Raw genomic sequence first — 24,125 nt, 5'->3', positions numbered from 1 at the left:
GTAGCAAATACGACACAGTTTTGCCCACAGGGCGGCGGAAGCGACCTCCAAGAACGATGATCCTTGGATGAAACTACTGGGCGCCCTAGGGCATGACGGGGGTTGAGGGGACGGCCAAGACGCTGCAATCATCAACCCCACGCTGCGCGCATGTCTTGTGCGCGCTCATGCAGATTCGGGGGAATCCTGTTGCTTTCCAAGCGTTTGAAGATTTCGACCATGGCCGCCCTGCTGGCGGCCACCGCGCTGTCCGTCGGCGCCGCCCCGGCGCTCGCCGCGCCCATGCCGGTCCCCGCCGACGCGCCCAGCGCGAAAGATCTTACCCGTTACGCGCTGATATCGAACGTGGCGATTTCCCGTGACGGCAAGCATATCGCCGCGCTGACCTCCGGCGACGGGGCCAAGATCAACATCAGCGTCTGGCGCACCGACGCCCTCGACAAGCCGCCGACGATCATCGGGTCGACCTCGATGGTCTTCAAGGGCGTGAGCTTCGTGAAGAACGACCGGCTGCGCGTGACGGCCATGCAGCCGCTGACGAACGGCTCGTGGAAAGGCCACGTCCAGAAGGTCTATTTCACCGATCTCGACGGCAAGACCTGGAACTCGCCGCTGGCCGACACCGGCGCGGCCAAGACCGACAGCGAGGCCGTCGAGCGCGCTCTGGCCAACCCCTTGGTGGTCGACAACCTTCCCAACGACCCCAAGAACGTGCTGGTCGTCGACCAGCGCCGCGGCGGCGAGGGCGACGTCTACAAGGTCAATGTCTACACCAACTCGGCCGAGCGCATCGACCGCATGGCCGGCCGCTACGGCGGCTTCGTCACCGACGCCAAGGGCGACATCCGCGGCCGCACCGACGTGGGCTACGAGGACGGCAAGGCCTACTTCGTCCAGCAGATCAAGAACGCCAAGACCGGGGTCTGGGAGGATCACTTCCGGTCCTACGCCCGTGATCGCAACTTCACGAACCTGGAAGGCTTCAGCACCGATCCCAACATCGCCTACGTGTCGATGGTCAAGACCAACGGCAAGCGCGGCGTCTACGTTTACGACATCGCCGCCAAGCAGGTTCTCGAGCCGCTGTTCGAACACAAGCTGTTCGACGCCAGCGGCATCCTGCTGGACGACAGCGGCGAACTGATCGGGGTGCCCTACGACGACGCGCGCGGCAGCATCTACTGGGTCGACGAGACGCTCGCCGCCCGCTTCAAGAGCGCCCGCACGGCCCTGGGCGTCAAGACCGAGCCTCTCTCCTGGACCGACCCCGACACCGACCAGAAGACCCGGTTCAACGTCTCGACCGACTTCGACATCTCGGTCGTCAGCGCGTCGGCCGACCGCGGGACCATCGTCATCGAGAAGTCGGGTCCCAAGCTGCCGGCCGAGTACTACCTGCTCGACAAGACCGGCAAGCTGACGCTGCTGGGCGGCTCTCGTCCGTGGATCAAGACCGCGACCCTCGGCCAGACCAAGCTCGTCCAGTACACCGCCCGCGACGGCCTGCCTGTGCCCGGCTTCCTGACCACGCCGCCGGCCAGCTTCGGCGAGGGTCCGCACCCGACCATCATCCTGCCGCACGGCGGCCCCTGGGCCCGCGACCATCTCGGCTGGGACGTCGCCGGCTGGGTGCAGTACTTCGCCTCGCGCGGCTACGTCGTGCTGCAGCCCCAGTATCGCGGCTCGATGGGCTGGGGCGAAAAGCTCTGGCGCGCCGGCGACCGCGAGTGGGGCGGCAAGATGCAGGACGACAAGGACGACGGCGCCAAGTGGCTGATCGACCAGAAGCTGGCCGATCCCGCCCGCATCGCCATGTTCGGCTATTCCTACGGCGGTTACGCGGCCCTGGCCGCGACCATCCGGCCCAACGGCCTCTATCAGTGCGCGGTCTCGGGCGCCGGCGGCAGCCTGTCGGACATGCGCAAGGCCACCGGCAACAGCCGCATCCTGCGCGAACGCCAGGCGCCGTCGGTGGGCGGCCTGGACGCCATCCAGAACGCCGGCGAGGCCAAGATCCCGGTCTTCCTCTACCACGGCGACCGCGACACCAACGTCGACATCAAGGACTCGCTGCGGTTCATCAACGGCCTGAAGAACGCCGGCAAGCCCTACAAGTGGCTTGAAATCAAGGACATGGGCCACGGCTACGCGACCATGACCCCCGAGATGATGGAGACCCAGCTGGTCGAGATCGACAAGTTCTTCCAGAACGAGTGCAAGCCCGGCGGCCTCTGAGGCGACCGGCGATCAGAACGGAAGGGGCGGCTCGCGAGAGCCGCCCTTTTTCGTGGTTCCTCCGCCGTCGCTCAGCGCCCCTTGGGCGGCGCCACCGAGAAGTCCATGTCGAACAGGGTAGGCACGTCGGTGACCCTGGCCCGCTCGATGGTCAGCAGCCGGGCCTTGGTGGTCGCGCCGCCGTCGGCGCTGAAGCCGCCCATCTTGCCGTCGGCGCCCAGCACCCGGTGACAGGGCACGACGATCGGCCAGGGGTTCTCGCCCAGGGCCTTGCCCACCGCCCGCATGGCCCCCGGTTCGCCCATGGCCCTGGCCACCTGGCCGTAGGTCGAGGTCTCGCCGGGGCGGATGGCGCGGGCGATCTCGTAGACCCGGCGGTTGAACGGCTGGACCACGGTCAGGTCCAGCGCCAGGTCGGCCAGGTCGTCGCGCCCTCCGGCCAGCAGGTCGATGATCCGGTCGGCCGCCTCGTCCACCTCGGCCGGCGGGGCGGTCTCGACGGCGTCGGGATAGCGCTTGCGCAGCCGCGCCCAGGCCGCGCCCGGCGCGGTCTCGGGCAGCTGCACGCCGATCAGTCCGGCCGCGCCCCACGCCAGGCCGCAGCGACCGATCGCCGTCTCGAAAAGCATGAAGCCCTGTCCCATCGCCTCCCAGATTAGCACCGCTATTGCGGGACGCGAGGGCCGGCCTCTACCTTTCCACGTTCAAGTTCGGAGACCGCCCTTGCGCCGCACCGCCCTGCTCGCCGCCGCCCTCGTCCTCGCCGCCGGTCAGGCCCTGGCCGGCGACATCCTGGTTCATGGCGGGCCGATCCACACCGGCGTGCCCGGCGCGCCCGCGGCCGAGGCGGTGCTGATCCGCGACAGGACCATCGCCTTCGTCGGGCCGCTGGCCGTCGCCCGCTCCAAGGCCGCCAAGGACGCGCGCGACATCGACCTGAAGGGCGGCGCGGCCTATCCCGGCTTCGTCGACGCCCATGCCCACCTGACCGGCATCGGCCTGCGCGAGCTGACCCTGAACCTCGACAAGACCGATTCCGTCGAGGCGCTGGTCGCCGCGGTGCGCGCCTACGCCCAGGCCCATCCCGGCGACGCGCCGATCGCCGGGCGCGGCTGGATCGAGACCCACTGGCCCGAGAAGCGCTTTCCCACCCGCGCCGATCTCGACCGCGCCGCGCCCGGCCGCATCGTCGTGCTGGGCCGCGCCGACGGCCACGCCGTGGTCGCCTCGACCGCCGCCCTGGCCAAGGCGGGCCTGACCCGCGACACCGCCGCCCCGGCCGGCGGACAGATCCTCAAGGACGAGACCGGCGAACCCACCGGCATGCTGGTCGACCACGCCCAGGCGCTGGTCGAGGGCGTGATCCCGCCGCCCTCCCCCGCCCTCAAGCGCCAGGCGCTGGAGACGGCCGGCCGGCTCTACGCCTCGCGCGGGTGGACCGGCCTGGGCAACATGAGCGTCGAGGCCCCGGACCTCGACCAGCTGCGCCAGCTCGCCGCCGAGGGCCGCTTCTCGCTGCGGGTCGACAACTACATGGACCCGTCCGGCGCCGCCGAGGTGCTGAAGACCGGCCCCAGCGCCGATCCCACCGGCCTCATTCGCCTGCGCGGGATCAAGCTCTACATGGACGGCGCCCTGGGCTCGCGCGGCGCGGCCCTGCTGGCGCCCTACAGCGACGCCGAGGGCCTGGGCCTGGTGCTGACCGAGCACGACCAGGGCCTGGCCCTGATGAGAAAGGCGCGGGCCGTGAACGCCCAGGTCGCCATGCACGCCATCGGCGATCGCGGCAACCGCATGGTGCTGGACTGGTTCGGCGAGGCGCTCGGTACGGAGACCGGCCGCCGCTGGCGCATCGAGCACGCCCAGGTGGTCGACGCCGCCGACCTGCCGCGCTTTGCGAAGCTGGGCGTCGTGGCCTCGATGCAGCCCAGCCACGCCATCGGCGACCTCTATTTCGCCCCCGCGCGCCTGGGCAAGGACCGCCTGAAGGGCGCCTACGCCTGGGCCGACATGCTGAAGAGCGGCGCTGTCGTGGCCGCCGGTTCGGACGCGCCGGTCGAGGTCGGCGATCCGCGCATCGAGTTCTACGCCGCCGTCGCCCGCAAGAGCCTGACCGGCTTCTCCAACGCCGACTGGCATCCGGAGGAAGCCGTCACCCGCCAGCAGGCCCTGCGGATGCTGACCTGGGCCCCGGCCTGGGCCGCCTTCGCCGACCAGCAGCGCGGCACGCTCGAGCCCGGCAAGGCCGCCGACCTCACCGCCTTCGACCGCGACCTGATGACCGTGCCCGAAGCGCAGATCCTGCAGGCCCAGCCGATCCTCACCGTGGTCGACGGCAAGGTGGCGTTCGAGCGGTAGGGGGCCGCCTACCAGGCCAGCAGCGCCAGTCCCGGGACATCCTGGAAGTCGGCCGGGTTGCAGGTGACCAGGGTGGCGCGATGGGTCAGCGCCTGGGCCGCGATCATCCGATCGAGGATCTTGCGGCGGGAGTAGCCGGTCGCCTGCACGATCGCCCGATAGGCGTCGGCCGCCTCGGCGCCGAAATCCAGCACCGGCAGGATATCGAGCATGGCGTCCAGCCGAGCCCGGCGCACGGCTACGTCCGCTGGCTCGCGATAGACACCGCCTTCCAGTTCGACGCGTGAGACGATCGACAGCAGCACCGCGCCATCCAACGCCGCGATCTTGGCTGAAATGACCGGATCGCCATCACGCAGGTGGATCGCCACGTTGGTGTCGAGGACGAAGGCCGCCACGCTCTAGAGGCCGGGCCGCTCGGGCAGGTCCTCGTCGTCGCGGACTTCCACGGCGCTCGGCTTGGGCAGATCGGCCAGCCGTGCGACCAGATCCTGAACCGTGCCGCGCGATGGATAGATCGTCAGCACGTCGCCAGCGCGGACCAGGGTAAGCTCGGTCTCCTCGGCGAACGCCACCTCCTTGGGCAGGCGAACGGCCTGGCTGTTGCCGCTGCGAAAGGTTCGAGTGCTGGACCGGGTCATCCGCGCCTCCAAGTATGCACCTGTATATACACCCCCAGAAGGCTCAGTTCCAGGCTTGCGCTAAGCCGCGTCCGCTCTCGGCGTCGCCAGCTCGATCGCCGCCAGCAGGTCGGCGAGGTTCAGCGGCTTGGCGACGAAGGCGTTCATGCCGGCGGCGAAGTAGGTCTCGACCTGGTGGGGCATGGCGTTGGCCGTCACCGCGATGATCGGGACGGCCGCCCGGCCGTGCGCCGCCTCGAACCGCCGGATGGCCTCGGCGGCGGCCAAGCCGTTGAGCTCCGGCATCTGGATGTCCATCAGGATCAGGTCGATCGCCGGATCGGCCTCGTAGGCGGCCACCGCCTGGCGGCCGTCGGCGGCCAGCGTCAGCTCGACCTCGAACGGCGCCAGCAGGGCCTGCAGCACCGTCTGGTTCACCAGGTTGTCCTCGGCCGCCAGGATGCGCAGCGCCGCTTGCGGGGCCGCCTGGGCGACAGGCGCGACGCCCTTCGTGGCGGCCTCCCCGGCCAATGCGACCAGCGGCAGGTCGACGCCGAAGGTCGCCCCCTGGCCCTCGCGGCTCTCCAGCCACAGCGTCCCGCCCATCCGCTCGGCCAGGCTGCGCGAGATGGTCAGGCCAAGGCCCGTGCCGCCATGGCGCCGGGTGGCCGAGGCGTCGGCCTGGGTGAAGGCCTTGAAGATCCGCTCGCGATCGGCCTCCGACACCCCCTCGCCGGTGTCGGCCACGATGAAGCGGAGGCCGGCCTCGCGCCGTTCGACCGATACGGCCACGCCGCCCTGGTCGGTGAACTTCACCGCGTTGACCACCAGGTTGCCGAGGATCTGGCGCAGGCGGGGCGCGTCGCCCAGCCACGAACCCGCCGCCGCCTCGTCCACTGCCAGCGTCAGCGCGAGGTCCTTCTCGGCGGCCAGCGGCGCGTAAGGCGCCAGCGCCAGCCGCACCGTCTCGTCGAGATCGAACGCGGCCTCGTTCAGCTCCATCCGGCCCGCCTCGATCTTGGAAAGGTCAAGGACGTCGTTGAGGATCTCCAGCAGGGCCGCCCCGGAGGCGCCGATGATCTCGAGCCGCTCGCGCTGGTCCTCGTCCAGGGCCTCGCGCGACATGACCTGGGTCATGCCGAGGATGCCGTTCAGCGGCGTGCGGATCTCGTGGCTCATATTGGCCAGGAACTCGCTCTTGGCGCGGCTGGCCCCTTCGGCCAGGCGCCGGGCCTCGATCTCGCGCTCGGTCACCGTCACGTGCTCGGTGATGTCGGTGATGATCAGCAGGAAGCCGCCGTCCTCGGCCGGCGTCAGCTTCAGCGACTGGAAGCGGCCGTCGGGCGAGCTGAAGGTGTCGGGCGACACCCATTCGCCGACCTGATCGTCGACCGCGTCGAGCACCGCCCTGGCCGCCTGGCGGGCCTGGGCGTCCATCGCGGTGCGCTCGGCGATCTCGCTCAGGCTCATGCCCCGCGCCAGGGTCAGGTCATAGGGTCGCGCGAAGTCGGCCAGGGTGGCGTTCCACACCTGCAGCAGGTTGTTGCGATCGAAATAGCCCAGGCCGATCGGCGCCCGGTTCAGCGCCGAGCGCAGGGTGGCGAAGGCCGAGCGATGGGCCAGGCGGTGGGTCAGCAGCATGCCGCAGCCGGCCAGGACGATCATCGACACCATGGCGATGACCGACCGCGCCAGCTCGTCGCGCGTGAACCGGCCCGCCGCCTCGACGTCGGCGATCGGCAGCAGAGTGACCGCCCCCATGCCCACGAAGTGCAGGCCGCAGACGGCCGCCGCCAGCAGCAGGATCGAGGCCGCGCGCCCGCGAAGACCGCTCTCGCGCCGCAGGTCCGCGAAGGCCAGGGCCGAAAGGCCGGCGGCGATCAGGACGGCGGCGACCAGCAGGTCGGACCGCCAGACCATCAGGGGATCGTTGCATAATGGGGTAAAACGAGAACGACTTTCCCCTTTTGATTCCGAACTGTTCTCGAACGGATTCTGGTCTGTTCTTCGACGTTCCGAATTTCGCAACAGTCCCCATCAGGGCCGGCAGTCGCATGGCCGAGACGCCGACGAAGTGCATGGCGGCGATGCTGGCGCCGCAGATCGCTCCGCCGGCCAGCCGCCACGTCCGCCCGGTCGCGGTCATGGCCACGCCCGCGCCGCCGGCCAGGCCGGCCAGCGCCACCACGAACGACAGGGCCGTCATCGGCTCGTCGAAGCTGAGCCGCAGCCCGGGCTGGAAGCCCAGCATGGCGATGAAGTGCGTGGCCCAGACGCCGCTGCCCAGCACCAGGCCCGTCAGCAGGATCCACGCCGCGCGGGCCGGTCCCGCCGCCGTCGCGCCCCGATGATAGGCGTGCACCCCCACGGCCATCGACGCCAGGCAGACGACGAGCGCCCAGATCACCAGCGTCGGGTCGTGCTGATCCAAACACCGAAGCGTGGCGAACATGGGTTCTTGGCCGGGACAAGCGTGAGCGGGAGGAACTCCCCGCCCTCATAGCCGCTCACCCTGGCCGGCATGGTTTACGGCCCGGGCGGCGGATCGTCGCACGGAGCGGTCCAGATCATGCGCCAGCGGCTTTAGCGATAGCGGACGAAGTAGGCCGAATAGGCCTCGTGGTATTCCAGGCTGACGACCTTGCGCGGCCGAAAGGGCGAGCAGTTCATCATCCGCCACATCCCGAACTGGCCGTAGGCCTGACCCTTCACCCTCAGCCGCCGATCGGCCTCGGCCGTGTCGTAAGGCGAACCGATGACGGCGCAGGGTTTCCTCAGCGCATGTTCCATCACCGGCCCCCAGCGGGGATCCCTGGCCAGTTCGGGCGCCACGATCACCGGCGCGCACCAAGCCCGCCAACGACAGTCGCCCAGATCCCAACTGCCTTTGGCCGCCACGCAGAAGGCGCGCTTGTCCAGGACGAACCGGGCCAAGGTTTCGGGCGTACAGAGCGGATACCCGCCTCCGGGCTGGCCCGGAAGCGGGCCGTTTACACCCAGATGGTCGAGATAGTTGCGCCCCGTGGCTTCGCCGACGACGGCGACGCTGGCCACCCCCGCATAGGCGAAGGAGATACCCGTACGGTCCTCCTTCAGCGACAGGGAGGGCGGAAACAGGGGCTGCCCGGCGCTCGCCAGCAGAAGCGCGATCGACGCGCCGACGTATGCGCCGGACATTCCACCACCCCATAAATGTGAATGCTCACTCACATTTATTTCGCATGCCCGCGCCGATACCGCAACCCATGAGCGAGGACGATCGCCTCCTTCCAAGCCTCCGCTTGCCTCGCCTCGATTCCCGCCCCACTTTCGTAAGGTCATGAGCGACCGTTCCACTGGCCTCGCCCCGTCGCGGCTCACCGCGGTCCTGGGGCCCACCAACACCGGCAAGACCCACCTGGCCGTCGAGCGGATGCTCGGCCACGGCTCGGGCATGATCGGCCTGCCGCTGCGCCTGCTGGCCCGCGAGATCTACGACCGCCTCGTCAAGCTGCGCGGCAAGGCGGCCGTGGCCCTGATCACCGGCGAGGAGAAGATCACCCCGCCGCGCGCGGCCTATTTCGTCTGCACGGTCGAGGCCATGCCGCTGGGCCGCGAGGTCGACTTCGTGGCTATCGACGAGATCCAGCTGTGCGCCGACCCCGAGCGCGGCCACATCTTCACCCACCGCCTGCTGCACGCCCGCGGCAAGTTCGAGACCATGCTGCTGGGCGCCTCGACCATGGCGCCGCTCGTGCGCCGGCTGCTGCCCGACGCCGAGATCGTCGGCCGCGAGCGGTTCTCCAACCTGTCCTACGCCGGCTCCAAGAAGCTGACCCGCCTGCCCCGGCGCACGGCCGTGGTCGCCTTCTCCACCGACGCGGTCTACGCCATCGCCGAGCTGATCCGCCGCCAGCGGGGCGGCGCGGCCGTGGTCATGGGCAGCCTTTCGCCCCGCACCCGCAACGCCCAGGTCGCCCTCTACCAGAGCGGCGAAGTCGACTTCCTGGTGGCCACCGACGCCATCGGCATGGGCCTGAACATGGACGTCGACCACGTGGCCTTCGCCGGCCTGCGCAAGTTCGACGGCCGCCGCACACGCTGGCTGCACCCGCAGGAGGTGGGCCAGATCGCCGGCCGCGCCGGCCGCTACACCCGCGACGGCACCTTCGGGGTGACCGGCGACTGCGAGGAGATGGACGAGGATCTGGTCCAGGCCGTCGAGGAGCACGCCTTCCAGCCGATCCTGGCGGCCGAATGGCGCAACGCCCGGCTCGACTTCGGCTCGCTGCAGGGCCTGCTGCGCTCGCTGTCCGAGCCGCCGAACCGTACCGGCCTGACCCTGTCGCAGGAGGCGCTGGACGAGCGCACCCTGCGCAAGCTGGCCGCCCACGAGGACGTCGTCGCCCGCTGCAAGACCGACCGCTCGGCCCTGCTGAAGCTGTGGGACGTCTGCCAGACGCCCGACTTCCGCAAGACCACCGACGACGACCACCAGCGGATGGTCCGCACCCTGTTCGACGACCTGACCACCGGCCGCAAGCGCCTGCCGGAAGACTGGATCAACGGTCAGTTCAAGGCGCTGGACCGCACCGACGGCGAGATCGACAGCCTGGCCGCGCGGCTGTCGGGCGTGCGCACCCTGTCCTACATCGCCAACCGCCCCGACTGGCTGGCCAACCCCGTCCACTGGCAGGGCCGCACCCGCGAGCTGGAAGACAAGATCAGCGACACCCTGCACGAGAAGCTGATGGCCCGGTTCATCGACCGTCGCACCAGCGTGCTGATGAAGCAGCTGGGCGAGCGCGAGACCCTGCTGGCCGGCGTCGCCCAGGACGGCGAGGTCAGCGTCGAGGGCCAGGTCGTGGGCCGGCTGACCGGCGTCACCTTCATTCCCGAAAAGGCTTCCACCCCGCTGGAAGAGCGCGCCCTGCGCAACGCCGCCCAGCGGGCGGTCGGCCCCGAGGTCGCCAGGCGCCTGGGCCTGCTGGCCGCCGAGCCGGACGAGGCCTTCGCCCTGACGCCGGACGGCGCGATCCTGTGGCGCGGCGAGGCGGCGGGCGCCGTGCGCTCGGGCGGCGACCTGATGTCGCCCCGCGCCCGGCTGCTGGGCGAGCTTGGTCCCGCGCCGGCGCGCGAGCGGGCCGAGCGGCGCCTCGACGCGTTCCTGGCCGCCGAGGTCGACCGCCATCTGGCGCCGCTGCGCAAGCTGCAGGCGGCGCTGGCCGGCGGCGAGCTGAAGGGCGTGCCGCGCGGCGTCGCCCACCGCCTGCTGGAGGCCGGCGGCGTGCTCGACAAGCGCCCCCTCGATCCCGAACTGAAGGCGCTCAGCCAGGCCGAGCGCCGCGCCCTGAAGAGCCTGGGGGTGCGCATCGGCGCCTTCTCGCTCTATGCGCCGGGCGTGCTGAAGCCCGAAGCCATCGCCTGCGCCCGGGCGCTGGATCCCGGCGGCTGGCGCGGACCGCTGGTCGGCCTCGCCCCCCTGCCCTCGCCGCCGCCCTCGCCCCGGGCCCTGGCCGCCAGCGGCCTGCGCGTCGCCGGCAAGCATCTGGTCCAGGTCGAGACCCTGGAGAAGCTCGACGCCCTCCTGCGTGCCGAGCAGCGTCCCGGCGGCGTGGTGCTGACCCCGGCGGCGCTGGAAGCCCTGGGCTGGACCCCGGCCGAGGCCTCCTCGCTGCTGCGCTCGCTCGACTACACCCCGGCGGTGCGGGCCAAGCCCGACGCGCCGATCATCTGGAAGCGTCGCGGCGCCCAGCGGCTGGAGCCAAAGCCGGTCAAGGCCCGCCCGGACTCGCCGTTCGCGGCCCTGGCCAAGCTGACCGAACCGCCGCCTCCGTCCGCTCGACGCAAGAAGCCGCGCCGCCGCAAGCCTGCCTCCGCCTCGCCGGAAAAGGCCGCCTCATGAGCGACGAGGCCCGCCACGACGCCGCGCACGAGGATCACTGCCGGGCCGACGTCTGGCTGTGGCGCGCCCGCTTCTTCAAGACCCGCTCGATGGCCGCCCGCTTCGTCGACGAGGGCCGCATCCGCCTGACCCGCGCCGGCGCCCCCGACAGCCGTATCGACAAGCCCTCGCGCAACCTCAAGGCCGGCGACGTCCTGGTCTTCGCCATCGGCGGCCGGCTGGTGAACGTGCGCATCCTCGACTGCGGCGAACGCCGGGGGCCGGCGCCAGAGGCGCGGGGGCTCTACGAGGCGCTGGAGGGGTAGGCTCTTCAGTGGCCAAACTTCAGAGCGGCCACGCCGGCGACGATCAGCGCCACGCCCAGATAGCGGGTCAGCGAGGTCGGGTCGCCGAAGACCAGCACTCCAACCAGGAAGGTGCCGGCCGCGCCGATACCGGTCCACACCGCATAGGCCGTACCGAGCGGGATCTGCCGCTGGGCGATGAACAGCAGCGTGCCGCTGGCGGCCATGAAGGCCAGGGCGACGGCGACGCCCAGCAGCCGCGTGCCCGGCGCCTGGGCCATTTTCAGGCCCACGGGCCAACCGATTTCCAGCAGGCCGGCGAAAACGAGGTACATCCAGGCCACGAAACGTCTCCTTTGATCGTCATTGATCGAGGCTGCCCGTTTAAATACGATCGTATTTGAATAATTCAAGGAGCCGCCGGATGGCCAGGCCACGCACGATGGATCGCGACCGCCTTCTCGACGCGGCCGAGGCCGTCGTGGCCAAGAGCGGCGCGGCCGCCCTGTCGTTCGGCGCCGTCGCGGCCGCGGCCGATGCGCCCAAGGCCAGCGTGCAGTCGGCCTTCGTCACCAAGGAGGGCATGATCAACGCCCTGCTCGACCGCTGGGCCGCCCAGGAGCAGGCGCGCTTCGACAAGGCCGTGGGCCCCTCGCCCACGCCGCGCGAAATCATCGCCGAGCACCTGCGCTCCACCGCCGGCGAAGAGGCCGAGACCATCAGCCGGGTCGCCACCCTGCTGGCGGCCGCCGCCGGCGGGGGCGAGAAGGTCGGCCCCATGGCCGACTGGTACGCCGCCCGGGTCGGCGACCTGTCGGCCGCGACGCCCGAGGCCCGCCGGCTACGGATCGCCTTCCTGGCGGCCGAGGGGCTGTTCTTCATCCGCCATCTGGTCGGTTTCGAGATCGGCGATACGCTCTGGCGCGAAATCTTCGACGATCTGCTGGCGCTGACGGACCCGGAAGCCGCTTCCCCATAGACGTCGCTACACAAAGCGCTACCTTGGGTCGAGTTTGTCCTGGGGGAGTACACAGCGTGGCGTCGTTCCGTCCGGCTCTGGCCGTCAGCCTGGCCCTTCTGCTTTCCGGCGTCGCCCACGCCCAGCCCGCCGTCGCCACCAGCAAGGCGCCCGCCGGGCCCGCCGCGCCGATCAAGGCCTACGACCTGCCGCAGATCGAGGCCTTCGGACGCGCCATCTATCGCCAGGACATCGCCGCCTGGCTGGCCAGCGACGCCCTGGGCGACAAGGTCCCCGACTTGAAGGCCGCCGGCCTCAAGGGCTGGCTGGTGGAGGACGACGGCAAGACCGCCAAGGTCCGCTTCCTGCGCGACAGGGGCGAGGGGCTGGAGATCGGCTACGACGTCGTGGTCGACGGCAAGGGCGCGGGTCCGGTCACCGAGCCGGCCGACCGCAAGCTGACCGAGGAGGAACGCCTGACCTTCGCGGCCCGCCAGGCCGCCATCGCCGTGCAGCCCAGGACCTGCCGGGCCGGCTACAACACCGCGATCGTCAAGGATCCCGACGGCGACGGCTTCATCGTCTGGCTGCTGGCGCCCGCCCCGGCCGCCGGCGCCATCCCGGTCGGCGGCCACTACCGGATCTTCGTCGCGGCCGACGGCAAGACGGTGAAACGCGTCGACGCCCTGTCGGCCTCGTGCCTGCTGCTCGAGAAGCCGAAGGCCGCCCAGGGCCAGCCGGCCATGGCCTTCGCCAGCCACATCGTCTCGCCCACCCCGGTCGAGACGCACGTGTTCCTGAGCTCGCTGTACAAGATGCCGCTGGCTGTCGGCGCCAATGGCGGAGAGGACGTCTGGATCGTCGACCAGGGCAAGATCCGCAAGACGAACCTGGGCAAAAAGTAGCGCCGGCGACGAGCGCGCATTGCAACCTTGAAACACATTGTCATGCGCCGCCTACGGTGCCGGTTGTGCGCCGTGGAGCTTCACCGTAGCGACGGCTAACAACGCCGCTCTTTCGCGCGGCCGCGTTCGGCCGCCCTGGGGTCCGCATGATCGATCGTCGCCTGTTGCTCGGGGGAGCGCTGTCGCTCGCCTCGACCTCTCTCGCCGGCTGCTACCGAGGCAAGATGGCCACGGCCGCCGACGGCCCGCGACGCCTCTACGAGCACGAGGGCCAGGCGATCTCGGCCGACGTGGTCGTCTACGGCGCGACCCCGGCCGGCGTCATGGCGGCCCTGGAGGTCGCCGAATCCCGCGCCTCGGTGGTGATCGTCGGCGGCTGGCGCGAGGCCCATGTCGGCGGGATGATGAGCGGCGGCCTGGGCTGGACCGACTTCCTCGACGCCAAGGCCTTCGGCGGCGCGGCCCTGCGCACGATCAAGGCGGTGTCGCGCGGCGGCGGCGAGGCGGGCAACCGCTTCAGCTTCAAGCCCAGCGCGGCCGAGGCCTATTTCGAATACATGCTGGCCCTCAAGCAGGTCTCCGTCGTCTATTCGCGCGGCGTCGTCGGCGTGACCAAGACCGACCGCCGCATCACCGGCTTCGAGACCGCCGACGGCCTGCGCGTCACGGGCCGGGTGTTCGTCGACGCCTCCTACGAGGGCGATCTGCTGGCCGCGGCCGGCGTCGGCTTCCAGGTCGGGCGCGAGGCCGCCTCGCCCCTCAACAACCTGGGCGGCTATCGCGGCGCCACACGCGAAGGCGAGACCAGCACCCACCAGTTCCAGATCCGCGGGCGGTCGATCGTCGTCGACCCGTTCCAGCGCCAGGGCGATCAGGCCAGCGGCCTGCTGCGCGGCGTCGCCCCGGGCGACCAGAAGCCGATCGGCGCCGCCGACAAGGCCGTCCAGGCCTACAATTTCCGCCTGACCATGAGCAACAGGCCGGGCCTGCGCATCGACCTGCCGTCGACGCCGCCGCCCGGCTACGACCGCGCCGACTACGAGGTGCTGTTCCGCTACGTGGCCGCCATCGGCCAGGCCGGCCTGAAGCACGGCGTCGACTGGTCGTTCGCCGACGACCTGATCTACGCCAACGACCTGGGCGACGGCTATTTCGACGTCAACGCCCGCGGCGGTTTCTCGACCGATCCGGTGCTGCTCAGCTGGGCCTATCCCACCGCCAGCTACGCCGAGCGCGAGGTGATCTGGAAGCGACACGAGAGCTTCATCCGCGGCTTCTTCTACGCCCTGGCCTGGGAGAAGGACGCGCGCCTGCCCGCCTCGCTGCAGCAGGAAGTGCGCCAGTGGGGCCTGGCCAAGGACCACTATGCGCGCCCGCACGCCAACGACTCGGCCGGCTGGCCCTACCAGCTGTACGTCCGCGAGGCCCGCCGCCTCGACAACGGCGCGATGTGGTCGGCGGCCGATCTCGACAAGGACGGCGCGCCACGCCTGTCGCGCGCCGTGGCCCTGGCCTCCTATCGCCAGGACAGCCACCTGGTGCAGCGCATCGCCGTCAAGGGCGAGCACGGCTGGACGATCTGGAACGAGGGCAATTTCGAGCAGAACTCGGGCGGCCGCGACCAGCGCTCGATCCTGCCGCTCGACATCATGCTGCCGCACCGCGACCAGGCCACCAACCTGCTCGCGCCCTTCGCCGTGGCGGCCTCGCACCAGGCGTTCTCGGCCATCCGCATGGAGATGACGTCGATGACGCTGGGCCAGGCGGCCGGCGCCGCGGCGGCCATGCTGTGCGCCCCCACGCGGCAGGCCGACGTCCAGGACGTCGACTACCGCACCCTGCGCGAAATCCTGGTCGCCGACGGGGTGGTGCTGGACGAACGCAACGCCGTCGGCATGGCCGAACTGCGCGGCGAACAGCTGATCCGCAAGATCAAGCGTCGCCTGGGCTAGGGCGCGCTAGCCGACGAACCCGTCGACGAAGCCCGGCACCCGTTCGGGCGGCATCGGGCGGCTGAAGTGATAGCCCTGGACCTGGTCGCAGCCATAGGCGGCCAGGGCCTCCAGCTGGTCCTGGTCCTCGACGCCCTCGGCGACCACCTTCATGCCCATCGAGCCGCCCAGGGTGATCACCGCCTTGACGATGGCCGCGTCCTCGGCGTTCTGCACGAAGCCCTTGTCGATCTTCAGCCGGTCGATCGGGAACTGGCGCAGGTTGGCCAGACTGGCGTAGCCGGTGCCGAAGTCGTCGAGCGCGATCATCACCCCGGCCGCGTGCAGCTTGCGCACCGTGTCGCTGACCACGTCCGACGCCCAGCCCATGTAGACCGTCTCGGTGACCTCGATGGTCAGGCGATCGCACGGCACGCCCCAGCGCGCCAGGCGCTCCTGCACCTCCTCGGCCAGGCGGCCGGAACGGAACTGGGCGGCCGAGATGTTCACCGCCACCCGGCCGAACTCGACGCCGGCGTCCAGCCAGGCGCGCATCTGCTTCAGCGCGGTTTCGAAGGCCACGTCGCCCAGCTTCAGCGACAGGTCCTGGTCCTCGAAGGCGGCCATGAAGCGATCGGGCGTCAGCACCCCCTGCTCGGGGTGGGCCCAGCGCATCAGCGCCTCGAAGCCGGCCACCGAACCGCTCTCCAGATCGATCACCGGCTGGTAGTAGAGGATGAACTCGTCGGCCTCGATCGCCGCGCGCACGTCGCGCAACAGCTCCAGCCGCTGCTCCAGGGCCGAGCGCATCGACGGGTCGAACAGGATCGAGCGGTTGCGGCCCTCGTCCTTGGCCCGATAGAGCGCGATGTCGGCGTTCTTGAAGATGTGGCTGGGATCGGCGTCCGGATCGCCGTGCAGGGCCGCGCCGATGCTGGCGCTGACCGAGAAGCTGCGGCCGCCGTGCTGGATCGGCTGGCGCAGCAGGTCCTGCAGCGACTTGATCGGCCGCAGCATGTCGGCCTCGCCATGCAGGCCGCGCAGGATCACCGCGAACTCGTCGCCGCCCAGGCGCGCCACCGTGTCGCCAGAGCGGAAGGCGTGGCGCAACACGTCGGCCAGCCGCCGCAGCAGGGCGTCGCCGGCGTCGTGGCCCAAGGTGTCGTTGATGTCCTTGAAGTGATCGACGTCGATCATGATCAGGCCGAAGATCTCACCAGCCATCTCGCAGGCGTCGACCGCCTCCTGGAACTTGCGCTGGAAATAGGCGCGGTTGGGCAGGCCCGTCAGGGGATCCCGGAAGGCCAGGTTCTCGACGGCCTCGGTCTGCCGGCGGCGGTCGGTGATGTCCTTGAACAGGTTGACGAGCCGCTCGGGCTTGCCGTCGGCGCCCAGGAACCGCTTGCCCACCGAGCGCACCCAGGTTTCGACCCCGTCGTCGCGGTTGAGGCGGAACTCGAACACCGCCGCCTCGCCGTCGCGGCGGGCGCGCATGATCTGGGCCATCCGCTCGCGATCGTCCTCGTGCACGATTTCCAGCGGGTCGCGGTCGAACAGGCACCACTTCTCGAGCTCGAGACAGGTGCCCGAGACATAGACCTCGCCGGTCTTCAGATCGACCTCGCGCACCATCAGGTCGTCGAGCTCCAGCGCCAGCTTCAGCCGCTGCTCGTTACGCTCGGCCCGAAGCGCGGTCTGGGCGTAGCCGGTGACGTCGCGGGCGGTGACGATGACGGCGAAGATCGTCCCCTCGTCGTCGCGGCAGGCGGCGAACTCGCTGCGCCAGATGCGCTGGCCGTCGTGCCCGGTCTGGGCCCGGTAGCGCGAGAACGACTCGCCGGACGCCAGGCAGCGATCCAGGCTCTCGACGTCCTCCAGGTTCATCAGGCAGCGGGCGAAGGGCTCGCCCGGACGCAGGTTCGGGGTCAGGTCCTCGTCGCGCCACTCGGGGCTGACGGCGACCAGGCGGCCGCTGCGGTCGATCAGCGCGGCGGCGAACGGCGCATGCGCGACGAAGGCCTCGAACGACGCCATTCGAAGCCGTAGTTGCGCGTGGATGTCATCGGCCGCCATCAGCGGCGCGGGCTTCAAGGCCATGGAGAGCAATTCTGCTGTCGGCTTCCCGACGTTGTTCTTGGACGCGTCCTCAACCGCACAGTGAAACGCTCTTCCATAAGAAAAGGTATCTTTCGACGAACGCCGTTGTGCAGCGTCGAAAACCCGACGTAGCGGCGGATCGGCGACGAATTTGCCTGTCGTCCTGCGGGCGCCATGAGAAATCCTGCGGGTCCCGCGCACGGCGCCGCATTGACATTCGGCGCCGTCGCTCCGAAAACGCGGCCGCGTTAAGTCCGTCCCAGAAAGCCGCCAAGTTCCGATGACCTACATCGTCACCGACGCCTGCATCCGCTGCAAGTTCATGGACTGCGTCGAGGTGTGCCCGGTGGATTGCTTCTACGAGGGCGAGAACACCCTCGTGATCAATCCGGACGAATGCATCGACTGCGGCGTCTGCGAGCCGGAATGCCCGGTCGACGCCATCAAGCCGGACACCGAGGACGACGCCGACGGCAAGTGGCTGCGGATCAACTCCGACTACGCCAAGGTCTGGCCGAACATCACCGTGAAGGGCGAACCGCCGGCCGACCGCGCCGACTTCGAGCGCGAGACCGGCAAGTTCGAGAAGTACTTCAGCGAAAAGCCCGGCAAGGGCTCCTGATCCACGCAAAATCCGGCGTATGGCGGCCAGATTCGAGCCGCCATACCCCAGGTTGGGGTCGCAAGCCTTTCATGAGGCTGAATTTTATGCTATTGTCGCCCTCGACGTGACGGGTGCGGCCTCGCACCTGCATGTCTCGTGGAAGACGACAGCCGCTCCAACGGCTCGCCCGATCGAAGGCGAAGGGTGACTTAAGAGACACTCCAAATCCTGATCCGACTTGGCCCCGCCTCTCCGACGGTCGGGTTGCTATCGCTTTTTGGAATGTTTGGAAACGGCGTTTTGGGCGCAAGCCCAATTTTATGAGGACGAACGAATGAGCAAGAGCGGTCTGGAATTCTCGGTCGGCGATCACGTCGTCTATCCCGCCCACGGCGTGGGGACGATCCAGGGCATCGAGACCCAGGAAGTGGCCGGGATGTCGCTCGAGGTTTACGTCATCACCTTCGACCACGAGAAGATGACCCTTCGCGTCCCGACCAAGAAGGCCAAGGTCGCCGGCCTGCGCCCGCTCGCCGAAGGCGACGTCGTCAGCCAGGCCCTGACCACCCTGAAGGGCCGCGCCCGCGTGAAGCGCACCATGTGGTCGCGCCGCGCCCAGGAATACGAAGCCAAGATCAACTCGGGCGACCTGGTGTCGATCGCCGAGGTGGTCCGCGACCTGCACCGCGCCGAGAACCAGCCGGAACAGTCCTATTCGGAGCGCCAGCTCTATGAATCGGCCCTGGACCGCATGGCCCGTGAAGTCGCCGCCATCGAACGCATCGACCGCGAAGCCGCCATCGGCATCCTGACCAAGTCGCTGGTCAAGACCGCCGCCTGAGGCGTCTGCTTCAAGTCCGAGCTTCCGAAGACGCCCCCGGCTCCGCCGGGGGCGTTTTTCGTTGCGGAGAAGGTCGCGCGGAAGTGGAATTCGGCAAGCGTTGCAATAAGCTGGACAGATGACCTGGTTCGCACGTTTACGTACGATCTTTCGCCGCCGCCCGATTGGTCTGGCCCTTGCCCCCGGGGGCGCGTTGCTGATCGGCGCCGCCTCGCCCCTGCTGGCTTGCGCGCCCGCCGAAACACCGCCGTTCAAAGCCGTCGCCATGTCCGGCCCATGGGTCGTCGACCAAGCCAACTGGCTGGACGACGACACCGTGGTCTTCACGGGTTTTCCCGAGGAAACGACCTGGGCGAACGACGCTCCGCCGCCGCGCAAGGTCTATATCTGGCGGATAGGCGGCGATCTGCGCACGCTCCCGACCGGCGATGACAAAGTCAGACAAGGCTGCGTGGACCGGGGGCGCCTCGCCTACACCGCCGGCAAAGACCTGATCACGCTCTCCGACGATGGACGGCGGGATATTCGCCCCGAGCGCACCGAGGACATGCCGTTCAGCCAGGATCGGTCCCGCTGCGCGCCCGTAGGCGATATCCGCATGCACGGCCGCCGCTGGGCGCCCAACAGGTCAGGCTCGCGATATCTGGACTTCGGCCCGCGACCGCCGCCTGGCGGCTACGATATCGACGCCGTGGCGGACATCTCGCTGGAAGACCCGGCCACCGGGCGGCGCCAGGCCCTTCCCAGCATCAACTCGCCGGTCAGCGACGTGCACGTCCAGACGCCGCGCTGGGACGACTCCTTCGTGCTCTGGGACGCCTGGGGCCTGGCCACGGATCGACGGAACACCTTGGTCGACGTGCCGGTCTACCGAGTTTATCCGAACGGGGCCGTGCAGGTTCGGCGACTTGCCAATCACTCCTCGCTCTGGACCAGAAGTTTCGTGGCCTACCGCGACGGCTACCTGGCGGCGACGGCCGGCAGCGGTCAGGCCGAGCACGCCGGGCTGTTCCTGCTGAGCGAGGCCAAGGCCGAACGCGTGCTCAAGGGCTTCATGATGGAGCCCGTCGTCTCTCCGTCAGGCTGCCGGCTGGCCGTCAATGACCACATCGACCTGCGGGGTCGCAACCTGCCGATGTTTCGCCTGAAGATCATCGATCTTTGCGGAAAGTCGGAGCCGGGAGCCGCCCCGGCTCGATGACGACCGCGCCGCGCACGCGCCTGGGCTCTCGCCCCGGTTCCACCGCGTGCTGATGAGCCCTCGGCGCCGGCGCTTGGCAGACGCCTCGCGCCCGTTCAATCTTCGAGCCTGATCGGAACCCGCCATGGCCGCCGAACCCAAGACCCGCCCCACCGACGCCAGCGTCGACGACTTCCTGGCCGCCTCGCCGCCGGCCCGCCAGGCCGACGCGGCGGTCGTCCGCGACCTGCTGGCCGAAATCGCCGGCGCGCCGGCCGTGATGTGGGGCCCCTCGATCGTCGGCTTCGGCGCCTACCAGACCCCCGGGCCTAAGCCGATGGACTGGCCGCTCCTGGGCTTCTCGCCGCGCAAGACCGAGCTGGTGCTCTACTTCGCCTCCGACTTCCCCGAACGCGAGGCCCTGCTGGCGCGGCTGGGCAAGCACCGCTCCGCCGTGTCCTGCGTCTACATCAAACGCCTGGCCGACATCGACCTGGCCGTCCTGCGCGAGATGGCGCAGGCCTCCGCCGCCTGGACCCGCGGCGGCCATACGGCCTGCTGAGTCCTAGGCCGGCTTCTTCCGCAGCACGCGGGCCCGGCGCTTCTTCAGCCAGATGACCACGCCGGTGACGCTGAGCGCGGCGACCACCAGGCCGGTCAGCGAGATCAGGATGCGGCCGGGAACGCCCAGGATCCGGCCCGAGTGCAGCGGGAACTGCGCCTGGACGAAGATGTCGGCCGCCGTGCCCTTCCACGGCAGGCGCTCGCCCAGGTAACGGCCGTCGGCGCCGTCGTAATAGAGGTAGGGCGGGCCCACGCCGCCGGCTCCGTGGTCGTCGCCCACCTTGTGGAAGGCCACGCCGTAGATGCCGTAGTGCGCCGAATAGAAGGCGCCGCCCACCGGCGCGGTGAAGCCCCGCGCCTTCGCATCGGCCTGAGCCTTGGCGATGATCGCCTCGTAGGTCTGCCGGGGCAGGATCGGGTTGTCGTGGCTGGTCGGCACGCGAGTGTCGAACGGCGTCGGCGTCACCTTCGAGACCTTTGACATCACCGGATAGAACACCTCGCTGTAGAGGTTCAGCGAGAAGGCGGTGAAGGCCACCACGAACAGCACGCCCCACAGCCACAGGCCGAACGCCCGGTGGATGTCGAAGTTGATCCGGTAGGCGCTGGCCTTGGTCTTGATCTGCCAGGCCGGCTTCCAGCGGCTCCAGAAGCCCTTGGCCGGCTTGCGGCCGTTAGTCGAGGACGGCGGCAGGGTCAGGTAGAAGCCGACGAAGCAGTCCAGCGTCCACAGGATGGCGATCACGCCCAGCAGCCAGATCCCCCAGCGGTCGATCCCCCAGAACTCGGGGATGTGCAGGGTGTAGTGCAGCACGTAGAGGAACGAGACGAAGGTCTCGGTCTTGATCGGCCAGACCGCGCCCCACTCGCGCCGGCCCTGCTCGGCGCCGGTCGCCGGATCGACGAACACCTGGTTGTAGCCCAGCTCGTAGTGCTTGCCGGTCTTGGGGTCCTGGCGGGCGTCGACGCCGATGGCCAGGGTCTCGCCCGGCTCGGCGAACAGCGGAAAGTAGGAGACGATCACCCGCGGATCGCGCGCCTCGACCTGCTTGACGATGTCCAGCGTGGGCAGGGCCTGGCCGCCCGACTGGGCATGCATCAGGTGCGGGTTGAGCACGTCGTCCAGTTCGTGGTCCCACGAGATCACCGCGCCGGTGACGCCCGAGATGAACAGGAAGCCGGCCATGATCAGACCCACCCAGCGGTGGATGAAGGTCAGGGTCGGTCGCACGGCGGCGCGAACCGCGCTGGCCGCGCCGGCGGCCCGGCGCACGGGCTGCGAGGCCGGCGGCGCGTAGGGCGTATCGAGATTGCGCGCGTCCATTCCGGCCGCCTCCAGCTGCTCGTAGCCAAGCGGAGCCGGCGCGCGCGATCGCGCCGGCTCCCTGAGGGTATTTCTAAGAACGGTTCTTAGAAACGGTGGTCAAGACGGACCGACGCGTTTCGCGGCGCGGCGTAGTAGGCCTGCCCCCACATCAGGCTGTTCAGGTACTTCTCGTCGCCGACGTTGCGGACGTTGAGCGTCGCGCGGATCTTGTCGGTGACGTCGACGCCGGCCATCAGGTCGAACACCGCATAGGCGTCCTGGGTGACCGGCACGCCGTCCATGGCGATGTCGTCCTGCCAGCGCACCGAGGCGCCGACCGTCAGGTTGCGCAGCGACGGCACGGTGTAGGTGGTCGAGGCCTTCAGGGTCTTGCGCGGCAGGAACACGCGGGCGTCGGCGCCCGTGGCCGAGTCCTCGATCTCCAAGGCCGTCCAGCCGGCGTTGACGCGCCAGTTGTCGGTGATCCGGCCGGCGACCTCGATCTCGTAGCCCTTCGACTCGGTGTCCTGGGCCGCGTAGTAGCTCTTGCCGTCATCGAAATAGCCGGCCCAGGCGGCCAGGCCGTTCTGCTTGGCCTTGAAGATCGCGCCGGTCACGTAGAGGCGGCCGTCGAACCACTCGCTCTTCACGCCGGCCTCGTAGCTCTTGCCGTGGACCGCGGCGAGCGTGCGGTGCGTGGAGTCGACCTCGGACTGCGGATTGAAGATGTCGGTATAGCTGGCGTAGAGCGACACGTTGCCGGTCACGTCGTAGGTCGCGCCCAGATAGGGGCTGACCTTGTCCTCGTCGCGAGCCTGGTCGGCGCCGTACGAGAAGCCGTAGCTCTTCAGCTTCAGGGCGTTGAAGCCGGCCACGACCTTCAGCTGGTCGGTGACGCTGAGGTGGGTGGCGGCGTAGAAGCGGGCCAGCTTGGTGGTCTCGTTGGCCGCCAGGTAAGCGCCCGGATAGGTCGGCTCGGTCGGCTGGGTAGAGCCCCAGGTCGAGACCGGCGCGTAGACCACGGTGTCGCCTGAGAAGTCCTCGTACTCGTGGCCTTCCGAGCGCGAGACCTGGCCGCCGACCACCAACTGGTGGGTGCGGCCGAAGGCCTGGAACGGACCCGAGGCGTAGGTGTCCAGCGTGTAGCTCTCGTAGATCGAGGGGTAGACGCCCGCCATGCCCTTCACGCCCAGGCCCGTGACCGGGTCGATGCTGGGATCGGCGTAGGCGTAGAGCAGCTTGGCCTTTTCCTGGAAGCGCTTGGCCGTGGCGATGGCCTTGATCCGCCAGCCGTTGTCGAGGCGATGCTCCACCTCGGCGAAGGCCTGCTGGTCGCGCACGTCCCAATAGGTCCAGTCGGCCGAGGTCGAGGCCGAGACGTCGTAGTTGATCAGCGAGCCGTCCGAATAGACCAGCGGCAGGGCGCCCCACAGCACGCCGTCGGCGCGGTTGTCCTGCATCGACCAGCCGAAGGTGGCCGTGGTGTTGGGCGTCACGTCCCAGGCCAGCAGGGCCGCGTAGACGTTGCGGTTGACGTGGTAGTGGTCGAGGTAGGAGTCCTTGTCCTCGTTGGCGTAGATCAGCCGGCCGCGCAGCGTGCCGCTCTCGTTCAGCGGGCCCGAGACGTCGGCCTCGAGGCGCTTGGCGTCCCACGAGCCGTACTGCAGGGCGCCGCTGGCCTGGAATTCGGCGGTCGGGCGCTTGCGCACATAGTTGACGGTGGCCGACGGGTTGCCGGTGCCGGTCATCATGCTGTTGGCGCCGCGCACCACTTCCACGCGGTCGAACAGCACGGTGTCGAGGTCGCCGAACTGGATGCCCCAGATCAGCGGCAGGCCCACGCCGTCGACCTGGAAGTTGGTGATGTCGAAGCCGCGCGAGTTGTAATAGGTGCGGTCGGTCTCGACCCGCTCGACATTGACGCCCGTGGCCTGGGCCAGCAGGTCGTTGACGCTGGTCAGGGCGAAGTTCTTGATCATCGTCTGGTCGACGATGCTGACCGACTGCGGGGTTTCGCGGAAGCTCATGTCCAGGCCCGTCACCGCCGAGGTGCGGGTCTTGGCGCCGGTGACCACCACGCCCTCGAGGTTCGCCTCGGCCGGCGCGTCGGCGGCCGGCGCAGCGTCCATCGCGGGTGCGTCGGCGGCATGGGCGGCGGCGGCCAGCACGGCCGGGCTCATGGCGGCGGCGAGTAGAAGGGCGCGCAGGGATCGGGGCATCAAGAGGGCTCTCACAAAAACGATAATGACTCGCAAAAGCGAATAGGCGTCGCGATCGCCGGGTGTCAAACTTGACCGGAGCGGTTCATCGAATTGAGTTATTGATGCGACTTTTCGGCCACGGCACGGGAAAGTGGCG

Annotated in this window: 20 protein-coding genes and 1 pseudogene; 11 read left to right on the top strand and 10 right to left on the bottom strand. The window is 69.5% G+C overall.

What is annotated here, in order from left to right:
• The first annotated feature begins 219 nt into the window (after positions 1 to 219).
• Complete coding sequence (locus C1707_RS10115) at positions 220 to 2,235, top strand: alpha/beta hydrolase family protein (RefSeq protein ID WP_164467322.1); 2,016 nt, start codon at positions 220 to 222, stop codon at positions 2,233 to 2,235.
• 71 nt (positions 2,236 to 2,306) lie between these two features.
• On the opposite strand, the gene C1707_RS10110 is transcribed toward C1707_RS10115, so the two are convergent.
• Positions 2,307 to 2,879, bottom strand: a complete 573-nt coding sequence (locus C1707_RS10110; protein WP_101714991.1) for a methylated-DNA--[protein]-cysteine S-methyltransferase — start codon at positions 2,877 to 2,879, stop codon at positions 2,307 to 2,309.
• Positions 2,880 to 2,958: 79 nt separating this feature from the next.
• Between C1707_RS10110 and C1707_RS10105 the strand changes: the two genes are divergently transcribed.
• Positions 2,959 to 4,593 carry an amidohydrolase gene (locus C1707_RS10105; protein WP_101714990.1) on the top strand — a complete coding sequence of 545 codons (1,635 nt, stop codon included), beginning with the start codon at positions 2,959 to 2,961 and terminating at the stop codon, positions 4,591 to 4,593.
• An 8-nt stretch (positions 4,594 to 4,601) separates the two neighbouring features.
• Here the strand turns inward: C1707_RS10105 and C1707_RS10100 are convergent, their stop codons facing one another.
• The 5 genes and pseudogenes from C1707_RS10100 to C1707_RS10080 form a co-directional block, all read right to left on the bottom strand.
• Positions 4,602 to 4,991, bottom strand: coding sequence for a type II toxin-antitoxin system VapC family toxin (locus C1707_RS10100; RefSeq protein WP_101714989.1), 390 nt, complete (start codon positions 4,989 to 4,991; stop codon positions 4,602 to 4,604).
• A gap of 3 nt (positions 4,992 to 4,994) precedes the next feature.
• Positions 4,995 to 5,234, bottom strand: a complete 240-nt coding sequence (locus tag C1707_RS10095) for an antitoxin (RefSeq protein ID WP_101714988.1) — start codon at positions 5,232 to 5,234, stop codon at positions 4,995 to 4,997.
• Between the two features lie 60 nt (positions 5,235 to 5,294).
• Positions 5,295 to 7,133 carry an ATP-binding protein gene (locus C1707_RS10090; protein WP_101714987.1) on the bottom strand — a complete coding sequence of 613 codons (1,839 nt, stop codon included), beginning with the start codon at positions 7,131 to 7,133 and terminating at the stop codon, positions 5,295 to 5,297.
• Between the two features lie 247 nt (positions 7,134 to 7,380).
• A pseudogene (locus C1707_RS27165) lies at positions 7,381 to 7,464 on the bottom strand (hypothetical protein); the annotation flags it as partial.
• A 332-nt stretch (positions 7,465 to 7,796) separates the two neighbouring features.
• Complete coding sequence (locus C1707_RS10080; protein ID WP_101714986.1) at positions 7,797 to 8,390, bottom strand: hypothetical protein; 594 nt, start codon at positions 8,388 to 8,390, stop codon at positions 7,797 to 7,799.
• 142 nt (positions 8,391 to 8,532) lie between these two features.
• On the opposite strand from C1707_RS10080, the gene C1707_RS10075 reads away from it, so the two are divergent.
• Positions 8,533 to 11,097, top strand: a complete 2,565-nt coding sequence (locus tag C1707_RS10075) for a helicase-related protein (RefSeq protein WP_101714985.1) — start codon at positions 8,533 to 8,535, stop codon at positions 11,095 to 11,097.
• The gene (locus tag C1707_RS10070) at positions 11,094 to 11,402 is read left to right on the top strand and encodes an RNA-binding S4 domain-containing protein (protein ID WP_101714984.1); all 309 of its coding nucleotides are present in this window, start codon (positions 11,094 to 11,096) and stop codon (positions 11,400 to 11,402) included. Before C1707_RS10075 ends, C1707_RS10070 begins: the two co-directional genes overlap by 4 nt.
• 5 nt (positions 11,403 to 11,407) lie before the next feature.
• On the opposite strand, the gene C1707_RS10065 is transcribed toward C1707_RS10070, so the two are convergent.
• Positions 11,408 to 11,716 carry a DMT family transporter gene (locus C1707_RS10065; protein ID WP_276310664.1) on the bottom strand — a complete coding sequence of 103 codons (309 nt, stop codon included), beginning with the start codon at positions 11,714 to 11,716 and terminating at the stop codon, positions 11,408 to 11,410.
• Positions 11,717 to 11,805: 89 nt separating this feature from the next.
• On the opposite strand from C1707_RS10065, the gene C1707_RS10060 reads away from it, so the two are divergent.
• The 3 genes from C1707_RS10060 (at position 11,806) to C1707_RS10050 (ending at position 15,196) form a co-directional block, all read left to right on the top strand.
• A complete protein-coding gene (locus C1707_RS10060) occupies positions 11,806 to 12,360 on the top strand; it encodes a TetR family transcriptional regulator (protein WP_101714982.1) in 555 nt (184 codons plus the stop codon).
• A 56-nt stretch (positions 12,361 to 12,416) separates the two neighbouring features.
• A complete protein-coding gene (locus C1707_RS10055) occupies positions 12,417 to 13,244 on the top strand; it encodes a hypothetical protein (protein WP_101714981.1) in 828 nt (275 codons plus the stop codon).
• 146 nt (positions 13,245 to 13,390) lie between these two features.
• Complete coding sequence (locus C1707_RS10050; RefSeq protein WP_101714980.1) at positions 13,391 to 15,196, top strand: FAD-dependent oxidoreductase; 1,806 nt, start codon at positions 13,391 to 13,393, stop codon at positions 15,194 to 15,196.
• Positions 15,197 to 15,202: 6 nt separating this feature from the next.
• Here C1707_RS10050 and C1707_RS10045 read toward each other — a convergent pair whose 3' ends face one another.
• Positions 15,203 to 17,272 carry a putative bifunctional diguanylate cyclase/phosphodiesterase gene (locus C1707_RS10045; protein WP_101714979.1) on the bottom strand — a complete coding sequence of 690 codons (2,070 nt, stop codon included), beginning with the start codon at positions 17,270 to 17,272 and terminating at the stop codon, positions 15,203 to 15,205.
• Between the two features lie 280 nt (positions 17,273 to 17,552).
• On the opposite strand from C1707_RS10045, the gene fdxA reads away from it, so the two are divergent.
• The 4 genes from fdxA to C1707_RS10025 all read left to right on the top strand — a co-directional run bounded on the left by fdxA (position 17,553) and on the right by C1707_RS10025 (position 20,459).
• Complete coding sequence (gene fdxA, locus C1707_RS10040; RefSeq protein WP_101714978.1) at positions 17,553 to 17,894, top strand: ferredoxin FdxA; 342 nt, start codon at positions 17,553 to 17,555, stop codon at positions 17,892 to 17,894.
• A gap of 316 nt (positions 17,895 to 18,210) precedes the next feature.
• Complete coding sequence (locus tag C1707_RS10035) at positions 18,211 to 18,717, top strand: CarD family transcriptional regulator (RefSeq protein ID WP_058349270.1); 507 nt, start codon at positions 18,211 to 18,213, stop codon at positions 18,715 to 18,717.
• Positions 18,718 to 18,835: 118 nt separating this feature from the next.
• Positions 18,836 to 19,918, top strand: a complete 1,083-nt coding sequence (locus tag C1707_RS10030; RefSeq protein WP_145998476.1) for a hypothetical protein — start codon at positions 18,836 to 18,838, stop codon at positions 19,916 to 19,918.
• Positions 19,919 to 20,042: 124 nt separating this feature from the next.
• Entirely contained in the window at positions 20,043 to 20,459 is a 417-nt protein-coding gene (locus C1707_RS10025; protein ID WP_101714976.1) for a DUF1801 domain-containing protein, read from the top strand.
• Between the two features lie 3 nt (positions 20,460 to 20,462).
• Here C1707_RS10025 and C1707_RS10020 read toward each other — a convergent pair whose 3' ends face one another.
• Positions 20,463 to 21,785 carry a PepSY-associated TM helix domain-containing protein gene (locus C1707_RS10020; protein WP_101714975.1) on the bottom strand — a complete coding sequence of 441 codons (1,323 nt, stop codon included), beginning with the start codon at positions 21,783 to 21,785 and terminating at the stop codon, positions 20,463 to 20,465.
• 86 nt (positions 21,786 to 21,871) lie between these two features.
• Positions 21,872 to 23,986: a TonB-dependent siderophore receptor gene (locus tag C1707_RS10015; RefSeq protein ID WP_101714974.1), complete on the bottom strand. Its 2,115-nt coding sequence runs from the start codon at positions 23,984 to 23,986 to the stop codon at positions 21,872 to 21,874.
• Positions 23,987 to 24,125: the final 139 nt, after the last annotated feature.

The sequence above is a fragment of the Caulobacter flavus genome (assembly GCF_003722335.1).
Lineage (GTDB): Bacteria > Pseudomonadota > Alphaproteobacteria > Caulobacterales > Caulobacteraceae > Caulobacter > Caulobacter flavus.
Note: the sequence above shows the minus strand (reverse complement) of the source record. Positions and strands in the feature narration are given on the sequence as shown.